The organism is Actinacidiphila acididurans (genome assembly GCF_016918855.1).
In the GTDB taxonomy this organism is placed as follows: domain Bacteria; phylum Actinomycetota; class Actinomycetes; order Streptomycetales; family Streptomycetaceae; genus Actinacidiphila; species Actinacidiphila acididurans.
This window is the reverse complement of the sequence record NZ_JADKYB010000010.1, coordinates 215,411-229,190: the sequence shown is the minus strand read 5'-3', so window position 1 is coordinate 229,190 and position 13,780 is coordinate 215,411. Positions and strand designations below refer to the sequence as shown.

At 73.9% G+C, this 13,780-nt stretch carries 11 protein-coding genes and 1 pseudogene; 6 read left to right on the top strand and 6 right to left on the bottom strand.

Annotation, left to right across the window (positions count from 1 at the left end; genetic code table 11):
* Positions 1–236: 236 nt before the first annotated feature.
* From ITX44_RS20325 to ITX44_RS20310, 4 genes are all read left to right on the top strand, one after another.
* Positions 237–674: a VapA/VapB family virulence-associated protein gene (locus ITX44_RS20325; RefSeq protein ID WP_205358711.1), complete on the top strand. Its 438-nt coding sequence runs from the start codon at positions 237–239 to the stop codon at positions 672–674.
* A gap of 200 nt (positions 675–874) precedes the next feature.
* Positions 875–1,696 (top strand): hypothetical protein, encoded by an 822-nt coding sequence (locus tag ITX44_RS20320; RefSeq protein ID WP_205358710.1) that lies wholly within the window; start codon positions 875–877, stop codon positions 1,694–1,696.
* Positions 1,693–1,881 carry a hypothetical protein gene (locus tag ITX44_RS20315; RefSeq protein ID WP_205358709.1) on the top strand — a complete coding sequence of 63 codons (189 nt, stop codon included), beginning with the start codon at positions 1,693–1,695 and terminating at the stop codon, positions 1,879–1,881. The genes ITX44_RS20320 and ITX44_RS20315 overlap by 4 nt, the downstream gene beginning before the upstream one ends.
* 431 nt (positions 1,882–2,312) lie before the next feature.
* Entirely contained in the window at positions 2,313–4,367 is a 2,055-nt protein-coding gene (locus tag ITX44_RS20310) for an AMP-binding protein (protein ID WP_205358708.1), read from the top strand.
* Between the two features lie 1,387 nt (positions 4,368–5,754).
* Here ITX44_RS20310 and ITX44_RS41265 read toward each other — a convergent pair.
* Together ITX44_RS41265 and ITX44_RS20300 are read right to left on the bottom strand one after the other, a co-directional pair.
* Positions 5,755–6,231: pseudogene (locus tag ITX44_RS41265) on the bottom strand (GNAT family N-acetyltransferase); the annotation flags it as partial.
* 217 nt (positions 6,232–6,448) lie between these two features.
* Positions 6,449–8,002: a glycosyltransferase 87 family protein gene (locus ITX44_RS20300; protein ID WP_307795392.1), complete on the bottom strand. Its 1,554-nt coding sequence runs from the start codon at positions 8,000–8,002 to the stop codon at positions 6,449–6,451.
* Positions 8,003–8,315: 313 nt separating this feature from the next.
* Here ITX44_RS20300 and ITX44_RS20295 point away from each other — a divergent pair, with 313 nt between their 5' ends.
* Positions 8,316–9,449: a molybdopterin-dependent oxidoreductase gene (locus tag ITX44_RS20295; protein WP_205358773.1), complete on the top strand. Its 1,134-nt coding sequence runs from the start codon at positions 8,316–8,318 to the stop codon at positions 9,447–9,449.
* On the top strand, positions 9,446–9,943 hold the full coding sequence (locus ITX44_RS20290; protein WP_205358707.1) for a hypothetical protein: 498 nt from the start codon (positions 9,446–9,448) through the stop codon (positions 9,941–9,943). The genes ITX44_RS20295 and ITX44_RS20290 overlap by 4 nt, the downstream gene beginning before the upstream one ends.
* Positions 9,944–9,956: 13 nt before the next feature.
* On the opposite strand, the gene ITX44_RS41260 is transcribed toward ITX44_RS20290, so the two are convergent.
* From ITX44_RS41260 to ITX44_RS20275, 4 genes are all read right to left on the bottom strand, one after another.
* On the bottom strand, positions 9,957–10,637 hold the full coding sequence (locus ITX44_RS41260; RefSeq protein ID WP_307795391.1) for a methyltransferase domain-containing protein: 681 nt from the start codon (positions 10,635–10,637) through the stop codon (positions 9,957–9,959).
* A complete protein-coding gene (locus ITX44_RS41255) occupies positions 10,634–11,425 on the bottom strand; it encodes a TIGR04282 family arsenosugar biosynthesis glycosyltransferase (RefSeq protein ID WP_236061126.1) in 792 nt (263 codons plus the stop codon). Before ITX44_RS41255 ends, ITX44_RS41260 begins: the two co-directional genes overlap by 4 nt.
* A complete protein-coding gene (locus ITX44_RS20280; protein WP_205358771.1) occupies positions 11,422–12,174 on the bottom strand; it encodes a glycosyltransferase family 2 protein in 753 nt (250 codons plus the stop codon). The genes ITX44_RS41255 and ITX44_RS20280 overlap by 4 nt, the downstream gene beginning before the upstream one ends.
* Positions 12,175–12,529: 355 nt before the next feature.
* Positions 12,530–13,609, bottom strand: coding sequence for an NAD-dependent epimerase/dehydratase family protein (locus ITX44_RS20275; protein ID WP_205358706.1), 1,080 nt, complete (start codon positions 13,607–13,609; stop codon positions 12,530–12,532).
* Positions 13,610–13,780 lie beyond the last annotated feature (171 nt).

Here is a 13,780-nt window from a genome sequence, read left to right as displayed (position 1 = left end):
GTTTCGGCCTCTCGGATAAAATGTGCTGGAAGCACGGGTGCGAATGAGACGCATGAGCGATTGGCATCCCGCAGTCGCGTGCTCCAGGCACCCGAGGGTACAGTGAGCTGGCAATACCCAAACTCTGCACCGAGGTGCCGACCTCGCAGGGGCGCCGCACGCGGCCGACGAATGCCTGAAAAGACGCTTTCGACAGGGGGCGGAATCCATTCGGAAAGTATCGCCAGGAGGATCAAGTGACGGAACAACTGGCAGTGAGCAAAGAAACCATCGCCCGTGACTTCGCCAAGCGTATGCACGGCACCCTGGAGCAGGACAAGGTCGACGCCGCGGTAGGCGCCCTGCTGTCGCCGGCGGTTTCCTATCCGGCGGAGTGCATCGTCATCAGTGCCATCTTCTACACGCACTGGAAGATCGTCGTTACCGACGGGGAGACCTTCAACGGCAACGCCGGCGGTGTGGGAACTCCCGGTGGCGGCGGCATGTGGGGATCGGTCAACACGAACGACATCAACAAGCTCTACAGCCAGACCAAGAGCTTCGAGTACTACGCCACCTCGGCCTACGTGAACGTCAATTTCTTCGACGGAAGCGCCAACTTCCTGGGGTCCTTCAACGCCGGTGGCCTCTCCACCCTCAATGGGGCCGGCGGGGGCTCCGGCAGCTGGTCCTAGCCTCGATCTTTCGTGACGGTCTGCCGACGAAATCGGCAGACCGTCACGCGTTCCGTGGCTGCTGGTGGGCAGCCCGGTTCGAGGCCACCGGCCCGAACACGGCCGGCGCGGCCCGCAGCTGAACTGGTGGTGTCCGCGGGCTGGTGACGTTGCTTGATCGTCGCGCTTTCCAGCCGTGGGCGAGGGGTGGGGCTGACGACGTGGACGCCGTACTGATGCTCGGGGCCTTGGCGTGGGTGGGCGCGCTGTTCGCCGGCGTGGCCGTGGTCGGCGACGGACCGATGGGCCCGGTGCTGACGTTGGGTGGCATTGCAGCCTTCATCGTGATGGCGATCGGCGTGACGATCGTGCCTCGTCGGCTGCGATGGCGGGGGGATGTCCGGCCACGCAGTACCGGCCGCCCTGCCTTCGAACCCGGGTATCCGCTGAAGCCTGCGCAGATCGCGGTCGAGGAACGCTGGGGCGTCACGCAGCAGATCACGGACAGCGGGTGGGTGAGGGAGGTCGGACGGCTGAGCTGGCGCCAGGCCACGGTGTTTCTGGTGGGCCACAAAACGGGGTTAGTCGTCGATCCGTGGTTCTTGTCGCGCCGGGCCTACATCTTCGACAGCACCTGCCACGTCGGCCCGAGTTCGACGCCGGCAACGCTCAACCCCGGGTTCAACCTCCGGCGAAAGAACCGCGTGCTGCGGATTTCCCAGGGGACGCAGGTGATCGACTTGGCTGTCCCGACAAAATCCGTGTCCGCTGTCGCGCTCATCGGGGCGTCGGGGACGGTCGACAAGGTGGTCGGCACTGCCGTCACCGTCTCCGGGGAACGCCTCGCCCGGATCGCGCGGGCTGATCGTCGGGCCGCGCGACGCCATGCGTTCTTCACCCGGATCAACGCGCCTTCCAAGACGAATCGTCATGCTCTCGCTGCTGTGCCTGGGCGCGGCGGGTGTCTACGCAGGGCGCCTGATATTTCGGAACGAGCACGACTCGGGTTGAACCGGTGGTGTCCGGTGGCACCGCGGGCATGATGACCTCCGCCGGAATCCTGATCCCCGCCGGCGCCACGGTCGCCTTCGGCAGCGGCAGCGGCAGCGGACCGGCCGTCCGCCTCACCGCCGTCCACGGCGTCACCGCCGCCCGCACCCTCCCGCTCGCCCTCGAATTCGGTGTAGCCCGGCTGGTACGCCTGTCCGCCGTCCTCGCACCCGGGTGAAACCCACTCGGGCTCGGGGGGGCAGGCCGGCTCGTCGGCCTCGTCGGTCCCCACGGCCTCGCCGGTCCCGCGTGGCCGGGGCGGAACGTGCGGGTCGGACGGGCGGCGTGGCGTCGGCATCAAGGCGATGGCCGACACCGGGCCCACCGCTGTCCCTGCGTACCTGCGAAAAGTGGTCGCGGGACCGGGCGAGTGCAAGCGGCCCGGTGTTCGTGACTTCGGCGGGCGCGTCATGGCGGCCTCCCACCCGGAACTGCCGGGCATCCATCGTTCCACGCTCGACTGTGCCCGGGAATCCCACGCACAGGCCCGGGGCCCGGCCCCGGCGGCCGGCGGTCACGCGGCCGGTTCAGGCCGTTCTGCCCGTGCCGCCGGGTGAGATGGCAGGATTGTCTGCCGACGCATCGGTGACGGCCGGGGGGATGCACGCCATGCAGCATGGTTCGGTCCACGCTCTCTTCGAGGTGTGGGCCCGGCGGACGCCGTCCGCGCTTGCCGTGGTGTGCGGCGCGGAGCGTGTCACCTACGGTGAACTCGACCGCCGGGCGAACCGGTTGGCCCGGCGGCTGCGGGATGCAGAGCTCCCGTCCGGCGGTCTGGTCGCGGTGTGCCTGGAGCCGGGCCCCGACGCGCTGGCGGCGATGCTCGGCGTCCTCAAGGCGGGCGGCGCGTATGTGCCGCTCGGGCCGGGAGTCCCGGAACCGCAGTTGCGCCACGTGCTCGCCGACGCCGACCCGTTCGCGGTGGTGACCACAGAGGCGCTGCGGGTCACGGCCTCCGACGGCAGGCGCCGCAGGATCGTGGCCGTCGATCGGGAGGCCGACGCGACAGCCGGCCGGTCCGCGGAGCCGCTGGATGTGGCGGCGCCCGATCTCGCGTGCGTCTTGTATACGGCGGGGACGACCGGCCCGGCCAAGGGCGTGCTGATCGAGCACAGCGTCCTTCTGAGCGCCTTCGAGGGCTCGCAGGTCGTGCACCGCCCGACGCCCGAGGACCGCCAGCTCGTCATCGCCCCCATGGAGTCCGCGGCGTTCACCGCGGGCTGGCTGCGTACGCTCGGCTCGGGCGGCACGCTGGTGCTCCCCGCACCCGAGGGCCTGGCGCACGACGCGCCGGCCGCCGCGAAGGACTTCCGGTCCGCCGCCGCGAAGGCGGCCAGGTTGGCCACCGCGGGGACACGTACGAGTGCCGGCGCCGCGGGCCGGGAGCCGGCCGCCACCGCGCTGCACGCGCTGGTCCTCGCCGAAAGCGTCACCGTGCTGGACTGCGACACGGCCACCGCCGCGGACCTGCACTGGTACATCCGGCGGAACGGGCTGGACCTCGGCGCGGTCCGTCTGGTCAGCGTCACCGGCGACGTCTGGTACCTGGACGAACAGCAGGCGCTGCGCAGGACGCTGGGTCCGCACATGCGCGTGCTCAATGTCTACGGCCCGGCCGAGGCCGCCGGCTGCGCGACGTTCTTCGAACTGCCCGACCGGCCGGTGACCCTCGACCGTCCCGAACGGGTGTCGCTGATCGGGGAGTCCTTCCCCGGCCTCCACGTCCGGGTGCTCGACTCCCGCGGCCGGTCCGTCGTATCGGGTTCGATCGGGGAGATCGCGGTCGACGGTCCCGGCGCCGCCCGCGGTTACCGGAGCGCCGACCGGCGCCCGGGCATCGGCGGGTGGCTGCGTACCGGCGACCTCGGCCGGGTGGCGGACGACGGCCGGCTCGAATACCTCGGACGCAAGGGCGCGCACGCCGACGCCGAGGCGGTGCTGCGCGGCCACCCGTCGATCGAGGAGTGCGCGGTCGCCGAGATCGAGACCGCCGCGGGTCGCAGGACCCTTGCCGCCTATGTCGTCCTCGCCGACGGCGCGCGGTCCGATCCGGCGGGTATACGCAGCTACGCCTCCGCGCGGCTGCCTTCCGCGCGGGCCCCGCGCACCGTCGTCCCGCTGGTCTCGCTGCCGCGCACCCGGGCCGGCCGGATCGACCGGCGCGGCCTGCCGCTCCCGGTGCGATCGTCAGGCGCCGGGGCGGCGTCCGGCGGCAAGGGCGGACCGGGGTCCGGCTCCGGCGACACCAGGGGTTGCGCGCCGCTAATTGCGGGTGTCGTGGCGGCTTTCCTGTCCGCGGTGTTCACCGATCTCCTTTGGCCCCACTCGACCGACCTCACCGGCGTGCCCCAGCCGGAGGCCGCGCTGTTCTTGGGCCTCTATGTGTGCGAGTGGCTCTCCTTCGGCCTGGGAGCCGCGTTCCTCTTCTACGGACGGGAGGCGGTCGCCCGTCAGGGACGCTCTCGCCGCCTCAGCACCGCAGCGCACTTCTCCGTGGTCTGGCTGCTGGTCGCCTGGTGGCCGCAGGACAACTTCTACCGGCTCGCGAGCAAGACCGACTGGCCGCGCCAGGCCGCTTTGGTCTACGGCTTCAACATCACCCTCATGGCCGCCGCCGCGGTACTGGTGGCATTCTTCGTCGCGCGGCCGCGAGAGTGGACCTGACGTCCCAGAGCCCGCCTTCCGCCGCCGATGCGACGCCGGCCACCTCCGCCTCTGCGTCCTGGAACATCGCGCCCAGAGCGCGGTTGGCGGCGACCACCGCCGCCTGAGCTGCGTCCAGCGCCTCGGGCGTACGGGCGGCGAGCGCCACACCCACGTACGGATACGGGTCGAAGCTCGCCGTCGGCACGGTCGGCAGCAGCGTCGCGCCGAACGAACGGCACTCCCGTGCCACCCGGCCCAGGTGCTCGAACAGCGCCGCGGAAGGCAGCCGCGCGCCCAGCGGCAAGCGGTCCAGGGTCCGCACCCAGAATGAGCCGCCGTGGATCTGCGCGAGCCTGGCCTGGATGACGAAGGCGACCGCCGGGCCGGTCAGCCGGAGGTTGATCTCCGTGGGGCACAGCCGTCCGGCCCGGTCCGCCACGAAGTCGACGTCGTACCAGCCGCGATAGCCGTCGGCGGCCAGCGCGCCGCCCACGGCCGAGCCGAAGCGGACGGCGGTCTCCGTGGCAGCGTCGGGCAGGACGGCGGGGCCGACGGTGACGCCCCGGTAGCTCGTGTCCTCGATGTCCATGGCCCCGACTCCGACGGGGTGGACCCGGCCGTCGGCGCCCACGACGGCGTCGAAGGTCGGGTCGCTCAATGGTCCCGAGCCGTCCACGTGGTCCTCCACCAGCACGCCGCCGGCGGGCATTCGGCCGACCAGCGCGCGGGCGTCGCGCCCGGAGCCGACATCGCCGGGCGGAACCACGAGGGTGCCGGAGCCGCCGACGCCGTACTCGGTCTTCACCACGGTCGTCATGCCCGCGGCGGCGCGGGTGGCCAGCAAGCGGGCGAGGGCGCGGCGGGAGGCGACCGGGTGCTGGGCCGGGACCGTGACGCAGGGGTGCTCGGGGGCCAGGGCCCGGAAGAGGGCGTGCGCGGCGGACTTGGACTCGTAGCGGCGGACGGCGCGGAGCACCGCCGGGTCCTGGCCGCCTTGCGTGCTCACAGTCGCCGCGATCCGGGCGAACTGCGCCGTGTGCCCCCACGGGATCACCGGCAGGCCGGCCGCCGTGATGCGTTCGAGCAGCACAGGGTCGGCGAGAACCGCTTCGGACAGCCCGGCGTCCCCCGCGAAGCCGCCGTACACCTCGACATCCCCCCAGCCGAGCGGCGCCGCCAGCACCCGCATCCAAGCCGGATCCACGTGCCGGGGGAGCACCACGGCTTTCGGGTGCGGGCCGGCGAACGCCGCCAGGCACGCGTAGTGGTCCCCGCCGCGTCGCAGGGCGGCGGAGGCGCCGGGGAACTGGGCGTTGAACTCGCCCACGTTGCCGAGGTGGACGGTGCGCAGGCCGCCCGTCCACGCCCGGACCCAGGCCGGGGGTCGCACCGGGCGGGGCCAGGCGGTGAGCAGGGGGAGTCCGCGGCCGGCGTTGGGGCCCGACGGCGCGGCATCCGTCCGCTCCGCGCTCATGGCCAGGTAGAACGACTCGGCGTGCGGATCGGAGGCGATCACCACCCGGGTGAAACCGAGTCGCCCCGCCTCGGCCAGTACGTGCTGGTACAGCAGCCGCCCCACGCCCTGCCCGATCGCGGCGGGTTCCACGAACAGCATGCCCAACTCGCCGTCGGGCGCGGTGCCGTCGAGCGTGGCGAACCCCAGGACGCGCCGGACGTCCGCCGGCTCCGCCGCCGATTCGGCGTCCCGCGCGACCTCCTCCACGACCGCGGTCCTGCGGGCCGCCACCTCGCCCGTCCGCAGCCGCAACTCCTCCCGGCACGCGGCCAGGAACGCCGCGTCGTAGCCCCAATGCCCCTTCGACCGCAGCGCCAAGTCACTCAGCGCCTGCGCCTCGTCCTCCCGCGCGGCCCTCAACCGCAGCACCCGGCCCCTGGACCCGGTCCCCACCAGCCGGCCCCGCTCGCTCCCCATGACCCGATCCTGCCACCACCGGCCCCCCGACCGCCCAGGGTTGAGCCGCCTCGGAGCCGGCCCGATCGGCCATCCGTGGTCCAGCCGCTGCCCGCCGATATCACCTGACGGCAGTGCCGACCGAGCAGCCGGCCCGGCGTCCGCGGGCGGCGGGGACGCACCGCCCTCAGGAAGGTGCCACCGTCGGACCGGTCGAGGAGTCGGTGGCGCCTGCGAGGCGCCGGAGATGTCGGGTGAGTGTGCCTGCGGTGACGATCAGGGCGGCGCCTGCGTAGACGAGGGTCTGGAGGGTGTCACCGTGGATGCGGAATTCGCCGCCGGTGTAGAGGGCGAGTCCGGCCAGCGGCACGGCGAGCCATTCCCAGCGGTTCTCGAATGCGGCGAGGGCGACGACGAGGAGCCCGTACCAGTAGTAGGAGGGGGAGGTGAGCAGCAGGGTGATCCCGGTCATGATGAGGGCGCCGTGCCAGGGGCGGCGGGGGTCGCCGCGGAGCAGGACGTACAGCGCGGTGACGGCGATCGCGGCGAGGGCGGCGGGACCGGCGGCTGCGTCGGGCAGGACCAGGCGCAGCAGGGCGAAGCGGTGGACGGCGCCGGGTTCGTAGCCCTCCTCGTGCAGGTAGCCGGGCAGGTAGCCGAGGACGCCGGCGCCGGAGGCGAGCACGTACGGCAGGTAGGTGAGGGCGACGACGGCGACGGCCGCGGGCACCAGGCGCAGCCATTCCCGGCGCGGGCGGCGGGCGAGCGCGCCGGGCATGACGAGGCCGGGCAGCAGCTTGACGGCGATCGCGGCGCCGAGCAGTGCGCCGCGCCGGACCGGTGCGGTGGCGACGCCGAGGGCGAGGACGGTCAGCAGCACTCCGAGGGTGTCGACGTGCGCGTCGTTGACGGCGGCGACCGGCACCAGCGGGCACCAGGCCCACAGCGCGGCGCCGCGCGGATCGCCGCCGCGCCGGCGCAGTGCCAGCAGCAGCGCGCCGGTGGTGGCCAGGGCGAGGGCGGCCCCGCCCAGTTGCATGGGCTTGTGGCGGGCGCCGGACGGGGACAGTTCGTGCACGAGCAGGAACCACCCCTCGGCGACGGGCGGGTAAATGGTGTGCACGGCAGGGCGGTTGATGCGGGTGCACACCCCGCCGGTGGCCGGCCGCGAGTCCCACCCCGGGCAGGGATCGGGTCCCTCGGCCACAGGCGGGAACAGCCACGGCCCGCGCAGCCGGGCCGGCTCCGGGGCGTCGGGGGAGTATGCGTACGGCGAGATCCCGGCGGACTGTACGGTGCCGTCCCACACGTAGCGGTACATGTCGTCGCTGGTCCGCGGCGGCGCCACCAGCCCGGCCAGCGCGAGGGCGGCGGCGCCGGTGACGACAAGGACGGTGGCCGCCCGGCGCGGCACCTTGCGCACCACCAGCAGGGCGGCCGCGAACAGCAGCCACGCGCCGGCGTACCAGTACGGCAGCCGGCGCGGGTCGCCGAACGTACCGCCTACGGCGACCGTGGCGGCGACTTCCGCGGTGAGCGCCACGAGCAGCAGCACCAGGACCGGCACCGCCCAGCGGCCGCCGGGCCCCGCCGACCGGCCGGGGAACGGACCGGGTGACCGCCGGGCCGGGCGGGCGGGTTCACCGCTCAGGGCAGTCGTCGGTCCCGCGGCCGCGTCCGCACCGGTCCCGCGGATCGGGTCCGGGCCCGTCGAGCCGTCCCTGCTGTCCTGGATCTCCACAGGTCACACCCTCACACCTGTCCGGACCGGGCAGGACCGCCGCCGTGCGGTCGTCCGTGTTCCGTAAGGAGTCGTGAGAGGCTCCGCAAGGGGCGTGCGTTGTGTGATGGGGGCCATGTCCACATCGTCTGAACCCCCTTCGTTGTCCCCAGGCGGTCCGCCGCACGAAGTCCGCCTGCCCCGGACGCCCCTCGGCTCCCGGGTATCGCGCTACGGCGGTGCGGCCGCTCGCCGGCTCTCCGCTGCTCTTTCCCGCGGGCGCACCGACGGTCCCATGCGTGAGCGGGCCGTGCTCGATCCTTCGCGGCTCAGGATGGGACCGCTGCGGGAAGGCGCGTTCCGCGGGCGCCTGCACGACGCCCGCACCGCGGTCTCGGTCGGCCGGCTGGCCGGGGCCGCGCTGGTGGTGTGCTTCGTGACCGGTCTGGTCAGCCATTACCTCCAGCAGCCGCCGGGCTGGGCGGTGAACGTACTGCCCAGCCGTCCGGTGTGGGGCTACCGGCTGACCCAGGGACTGCACGTGGCCAGTGGAATCGCCGCGATACCGCTGGTGCTGGCCAAGCTGTGGACCGTCTACCCGCGGCTGTTCGCCTGGCCGCCGCTCAAGTCCGTCACGCACGCGCTGGAGCGGCTGTCGATCGCGGTGCTGGTCGCGGTGACGCTCCTGCAACTGGCGACCGGCCTGCTCAACACCGTGCAGTGGTACCCGTGGCCGTGGAACTTCCGGCAGACCCACTGGGCGCTGGCCTGGGTCCTGGTGGGCGCCCTGCTCCTGCACATCGCGGTCAAGGCACCGGTGATCGCTGCCCATTGGGGTCGCCGGTCGGCCGGCACGCTGCGGCTGCCCGCGGCCGACGGGCCGGACCGCCGGGCGTTCCTGGCGACGGTGGGGGCCGCGGTGGGCGCGGTCACCGTGACGACCGCGGGCCAGTCGTTCACCCCGCTGAAGGACCTGGACGTACTGGCCCCGCGTCATCCCGACCACGGTCCGCAGCACCTGCCGGTGAACCGTACCGCCGCCGCGGCCGGCATCACCGCCGGCCACCTGACCGGCTACCGGCTGACCGTCCGCGGCCCGCACCCCTACGACCTGACACTCCCTCAGCTCCAGGCGCTGCCCCGGCACTCCGCGGTGCTGCCGATCGCCTGCGTGGAGGGGTGGAGCAAGAACGCCCACTGGTCGGGTGTGCGGATACGGGACCTGCTCGACCGCGCCGGCGCCCCGCACAGCGCGACGATACGGGTGGTCTCGCTCCAGAAAGGCGGCGCGTACTCGGTGATGGAAATGGGCGCGAGCTACGCCCGCGACCCGCTGACGCTGCTCGCGCTGTCACTGAACGGCGCGCCGCTCGACCTCGACCACGGCTTCCCGGCCCGCATCATCGCCCCCAACCGCCCGGGCGTGCTCCAGACCAAGTGGGTCGGCATGCTGGAGGTGATCGTATGACCGGCGCGCGGATCCTGCGGTGGACGGTCGGCGCCGCCGGACTGGCCGCCCTCGGCTACGGCGTCTCCACGCTGCTGACCGACCCCCAGGTCGGCGACTGGCACGGCGTGCTCAGGTGGCTGGTGCTGGCTCTGCTGCTGCACGACGGCGTACTGGTGCCCGTCACGCTTCTGCTCGGCCTCGCCGTGGGCGCACGGTGGCGGGCCCGGCTGCGCCTGCCTTTCCTGGTGGCCGGGTCGCTGACCGCGGTGGCGCTGCCGGTGCTGCTGCGGCCGGGCGCCACCGCGAACCCCTCCGTACTGCCACTGGACTACCTGCGGGGCTGGGTGCTGTCCCTGGCCGTGGTCGGGGCCGTCGCGCTCCTGCTCCCGCTGTGCAGGCGGATACCGGGCCTGCGGTTTCCCGGTGTGCGGATTCCGGGAGGGCGCCGGCCGGGGAGCGGGGCCCGTGGCGGCCGCCGGACCGGACGGCGCCGGTCCGGCGGTACCCCGTAGGGCCGGCGGGAGCTCACCGGGCGGACGGGGGCACCGGGTTCAGGAACATCCCGAACCGGCGGCCGTCCGCGGTCCATTCCTCGGCCACCGTCCAGCCCGTCGCCAGCGCCGCGCCGCGCAGCGCGGCGGGGCCCAGCCGGGCCCACCGGAAGTCCCGGCCCTGCCGGCCGTGTCCGTCCTGCACCCGTACGGTCAGCCGCTCGTCGACCTCGTGCGGCGCCGCTTCGGCGAGCAGCCGCCCACCCGGGGCGAGCAGGTCACCTATCCGCCGTAGCAGGGCGCGGGGGTCGCCGTCGATCCCGATGTTGCCGTCCAGGAGCAGGGCGGTGCCCCAGGCGCCCTCGTGGGGCAGCCGGTCGAACACCGAGCGGCACAGCACGGGCCCGCCCTTGCTGCGGGTCCGCTCGACCGCGGCCGGATTGACGTCCACTCCGAGAACAGGCATGCCACGGCCCGCCGCAGCGGCCACCATCCGGCCGGGGCCGCAGCCTATGTCGAGCACCGGCCCGCGACAGCGTCGCAGCAGCGCCTCGTCCGCGGCGTCAGGTGGGGCGCACCACCGTTCCACCTCCAGCGGCAGCAGCCAGCCGTCGGGGCGGCGCAGGAACAGCGGCCCCCGGCCGTCCCGGATGGCCAGGGTGTAGGGGTCCCCGCCCCAGGTCGTGCACTGCGGTGCCGGTGCCGGAGCGGTCACCGGGCGGCGTCCGGAGCGGTGCGGGGCGGGGTCCCGGCAGCGGGCCGGTCGCCGGTCGTGGCGTGCGCGGGCCCGGGCGCCGGGCCGGACGGGACACGGGAGGCCGGTGGGCGGTCCGCTCCCGCCGGCCCCCGCCGCAGGGCGCCCAGTTCGGCCACCGCCCGGGCGAACCGGGTGCGCGGCGCCGCCCGGGCGACCTCGACCGCGTCCGCCGGTTCGTCCACGTCGAGGAGTACCGGCAGGTCCCGTACCCGCAGACCCGCCGCGGTCAACCGCGCCCGCTGCACCGCGCCGGTGCGGGCCGTGGACATCGGCACGCCCAGCAGGAGTCCGGGGCGGCGCGGCTCGGCCAGCCCCAGCGCCCAGAAACCGCCGTCGGCCGCCGGGCCGAACCAGGCGTCGCACTCCTGCCACGCCGCGTCGGCGAACACGGGCCGCAGCAGTTCCGCGGTCACCTGCGGGGTGTCCATGCCGATCAGCAGCGCGGGCCCGTCACACCCCGCGAACGCGGCGGCCAGTCGCGCGTCGAGCCCTCCGGCGGCCTGCGCCACCACCTGATAGCCCGCGGGCAGCCACGGCCCGGGCTTCCCGTCCAGTACGAGCACGTGACGACCGGCAGGCAGCGCCAGACCGGCTTCCAGGGTGTCGGCGAGTGCGGCTTCCGCCAGTTCTGCGGCCTGGCGCGGCGTCCAGTACGGCGTCAGACGCGTCTTGACCCGCCCGGGCACCGGCTCCTTGGCGATCACCAGCAGCGTCGTACCGCCACCTCCCCCTCGCACGGCCGTCATCGGTCTGTCCCGTGCCGTGGGGCCGGAGCGGCTGCGGCGCCGGCAGGACGCGGTCCGGACAGGGCGCCGCGGACGCCGGCCGGCTCGTCTCCGCCGGCCGGGCGCCGGACCGGTGCGCGCAGCACCGCGCTCATGTCCTGAACGGCCTGCCACGTGCCGCGCCAGGTGCCGGTGACCTTGGACCGGCCGGTCCGTGGCAGGTACGGGACATCGCTCTCCGTCACCCGCCAGCCCGCGTCGGCGGCGCGGACCAGCATCTCCAGCGGGTAACCGGATCGGCGGTCGGTCAGGTCCAGGCCGAGCAGGCCTTCGCGGCGGGCGGCGCGCATCGGCCCGAGGTCGTGCAGCCGCAACCCGGTCCGGCGGCGGATCCGGCGGGCCAGTTCGCGGTTGGCGAGCCGGGCGTGCAGGGGCCACGCGCCCCGGGCGGTGGGACGGCGGCGCCCCAGCACGAGGTCGGCCGCACCGGTCAGAACCGGCTGGGCCAGATCAGCGAGCAGCGCCGGGTCGAGCGAGCCGTCGCAGTCGCAGAAGCAGACCACGTCCGCGGTCGCGGCGAGCAGCCCGGCGTGGCAGGCCGCGCCGAAGCCGCGTACCGGCTGCGATACCACCAGCGCCCCCGACTCGGCGGCGATGCGGGCGGAACCGTCGGTGGAACCGTTGTCCACGACAATCGCCCGCCATCCGACCGGGACACGCCCGAGCACCCAGGGCAGGGCGGCCGCCTCGTCGAGGCAGGGCAGCACGATGTCGGCGACGGGACGCTGTCCGTCGACGGCCGGGAGGGCCGTCGCGTCGGAGGCGGGGGAAGCGCCGGGAGCGGAGCGAAGGGCCGGATGCGCGTGGCCGGACGGTGCCGCGCCGGGCGACGCGGCGACCGGGTGGTCATGATGAGGTGAGCCTGTCACCCGCTTCACACTACGGAGCCACACAGGGATGAATCGGACTCCCGCCCTTACGAAACACGGACATTGATCACTGTCGGCCACAGCTCGGCGACAGTGCGGCGTAGCTCTCCGCACCCGGGTGCCCCCGCCGGGTCGACTCGATGTGCGGCCGGTGGCTCTCGCCACGGACCGCGTGGCCCCGAGCCGGGCCGGCGGTTCAGCGCGGTGCGCGCCCGGCGGGGAGCCCCCGCTGCGGGGCGCGGGCGAACTGCGCGACACCGTCGGCGAAGTCCACGGCGGGGCGCCAGCCGAGTTCGGTGCGCAGGCGCTGGGAGGACGCGGTGATGTGCCGCACGTCGCCGAGCCGGTACTCGCCGGTGACCACGGGAGTGGGGCCGCCGCTTGCGGCAGCGAGCGCGGCGGCCATCTCCCCCACGGTGTGCGGGGTTCCACTGCCGGTGTTGTAGGCACGCAAGGAGCCGGGCGGACGGTCCGCGATCGCCTCCAGCGCCGCCACGTTCGCCGCCGCGACATCCGCGACGTGCACGAAGTCGCGGCGCTGGTGCCCGTCCTCGAAGACCCGCGGGGCCTCGCCCCGGGCCAGCGCGGACCGGAAGAAGGAGGCGACGCCCGCATAGGGGGTGTTGTACGGCATGCCCGGCCCGTAGACGTTGTGGTAGCGCAGGGCCATCGCGCGACCACCGGTGGACCGGGCCCACGCGGCGGCCAGGTACTCCTGGGCGATCTTGGTGGCGGCGTAGACGTTGCGCGGATCGGCGGGCGCCTCCTCATCCACCAGTCCCGGTACCAGGTCGGCTCCGCAACGCGGGCAGGGCGGCTCGAAGCGGCCGGCCGTGAGGTCCGCCGCCGCGCGCGGTCCGGGGGCCACCCTGCCGTGCTGCGGGCAGGCGTAATGCCCTTCGCCGTAGATCACCATGGACCCGGCCAGCACCAGGTGCCGTACGTCCGCCCGCGCCATCTCGGCGAGCAGTACGGCCGTTCCGAGGTCGTTGCTGCCCACGTAATCGGGTGCGTCGGTGAGGTCCTTGCCCAGACCGACCATCGCCGCCTGATGGCAGACCGCGGTCACACCGTGCAGCGCCCGCCGCACCGCCTCGGGATCCCTGACGTCCTCGTGGTGGAACTGTGCGGTTCCGGACGGAAGTTGTTCCAGCGGCCCGGCGTGGGCGGTGGGCAGCAGGGCGTCCAGGACCACTGGTTCATGGCCGCGGGACGCGAGGGCGGCAACGATGTGCGAACCGATGAAACCGGCACCGCCGGTGACGAGTACACGCATGCGGCGACAGTAGGTCGGGCAGGCGGAGGGCGATCGGTGGCAGAGCGGTCCGCCACGAGTTCGTAAGGAATCGCAGCCGTGTCCCCGGCAAGGATTGCCGGGCGGCTTGCCGGAGGGCCGCGAACCGTGCCGCGGCGAACCTGGCCGAAGCCGTCGCTGAGGTCCTCGAAC

Coding starts and splice junctions, on each gene's coding strand:
- ITX44_RS20290 (WP_205358707.1), top strand. CDS start 9,446: ATGACCGGCGCGCGGATCCTGCGGTGGACGGTCGGCGCCGCCGGACTG.
- ITX44_RS41255 (WP_236061126.1), bottom strand. CDS start 11,425: ATGACGGCCGTGCGAGGGGGAGGTGGCGGTACGACGCTGCTGGTGATC.
- ITX44_RS20310 (WP_205358708.1), top strand. CDS start 2,313: ATGCAGCATGGTTCGGTCCACGCTCTCTTCGAGGTGTGGGCCCGGCGG.
- ITX44_RS20315 (WP_205358709.1), top strand. CDS start 1,693: ATGATGACCTCCGCCGGAATCCTGATCCCCGCCGGCGCCACGGTCGCC.
- ITX44_RS20275 (WP_205358706.1), bottom strand. CDS start 13,609: ATGCGTGTACTCGTCACCGGCGGTGCCGGTTTCATCGGTTCGCACATC.
- ITX44_RS20295 (WP_205358773.1), top strand. CDS start 8,316: ATGGGACCGCTGCGGGAAGGCGCGTTCCGCGGGCGCCTGCACGACGCC.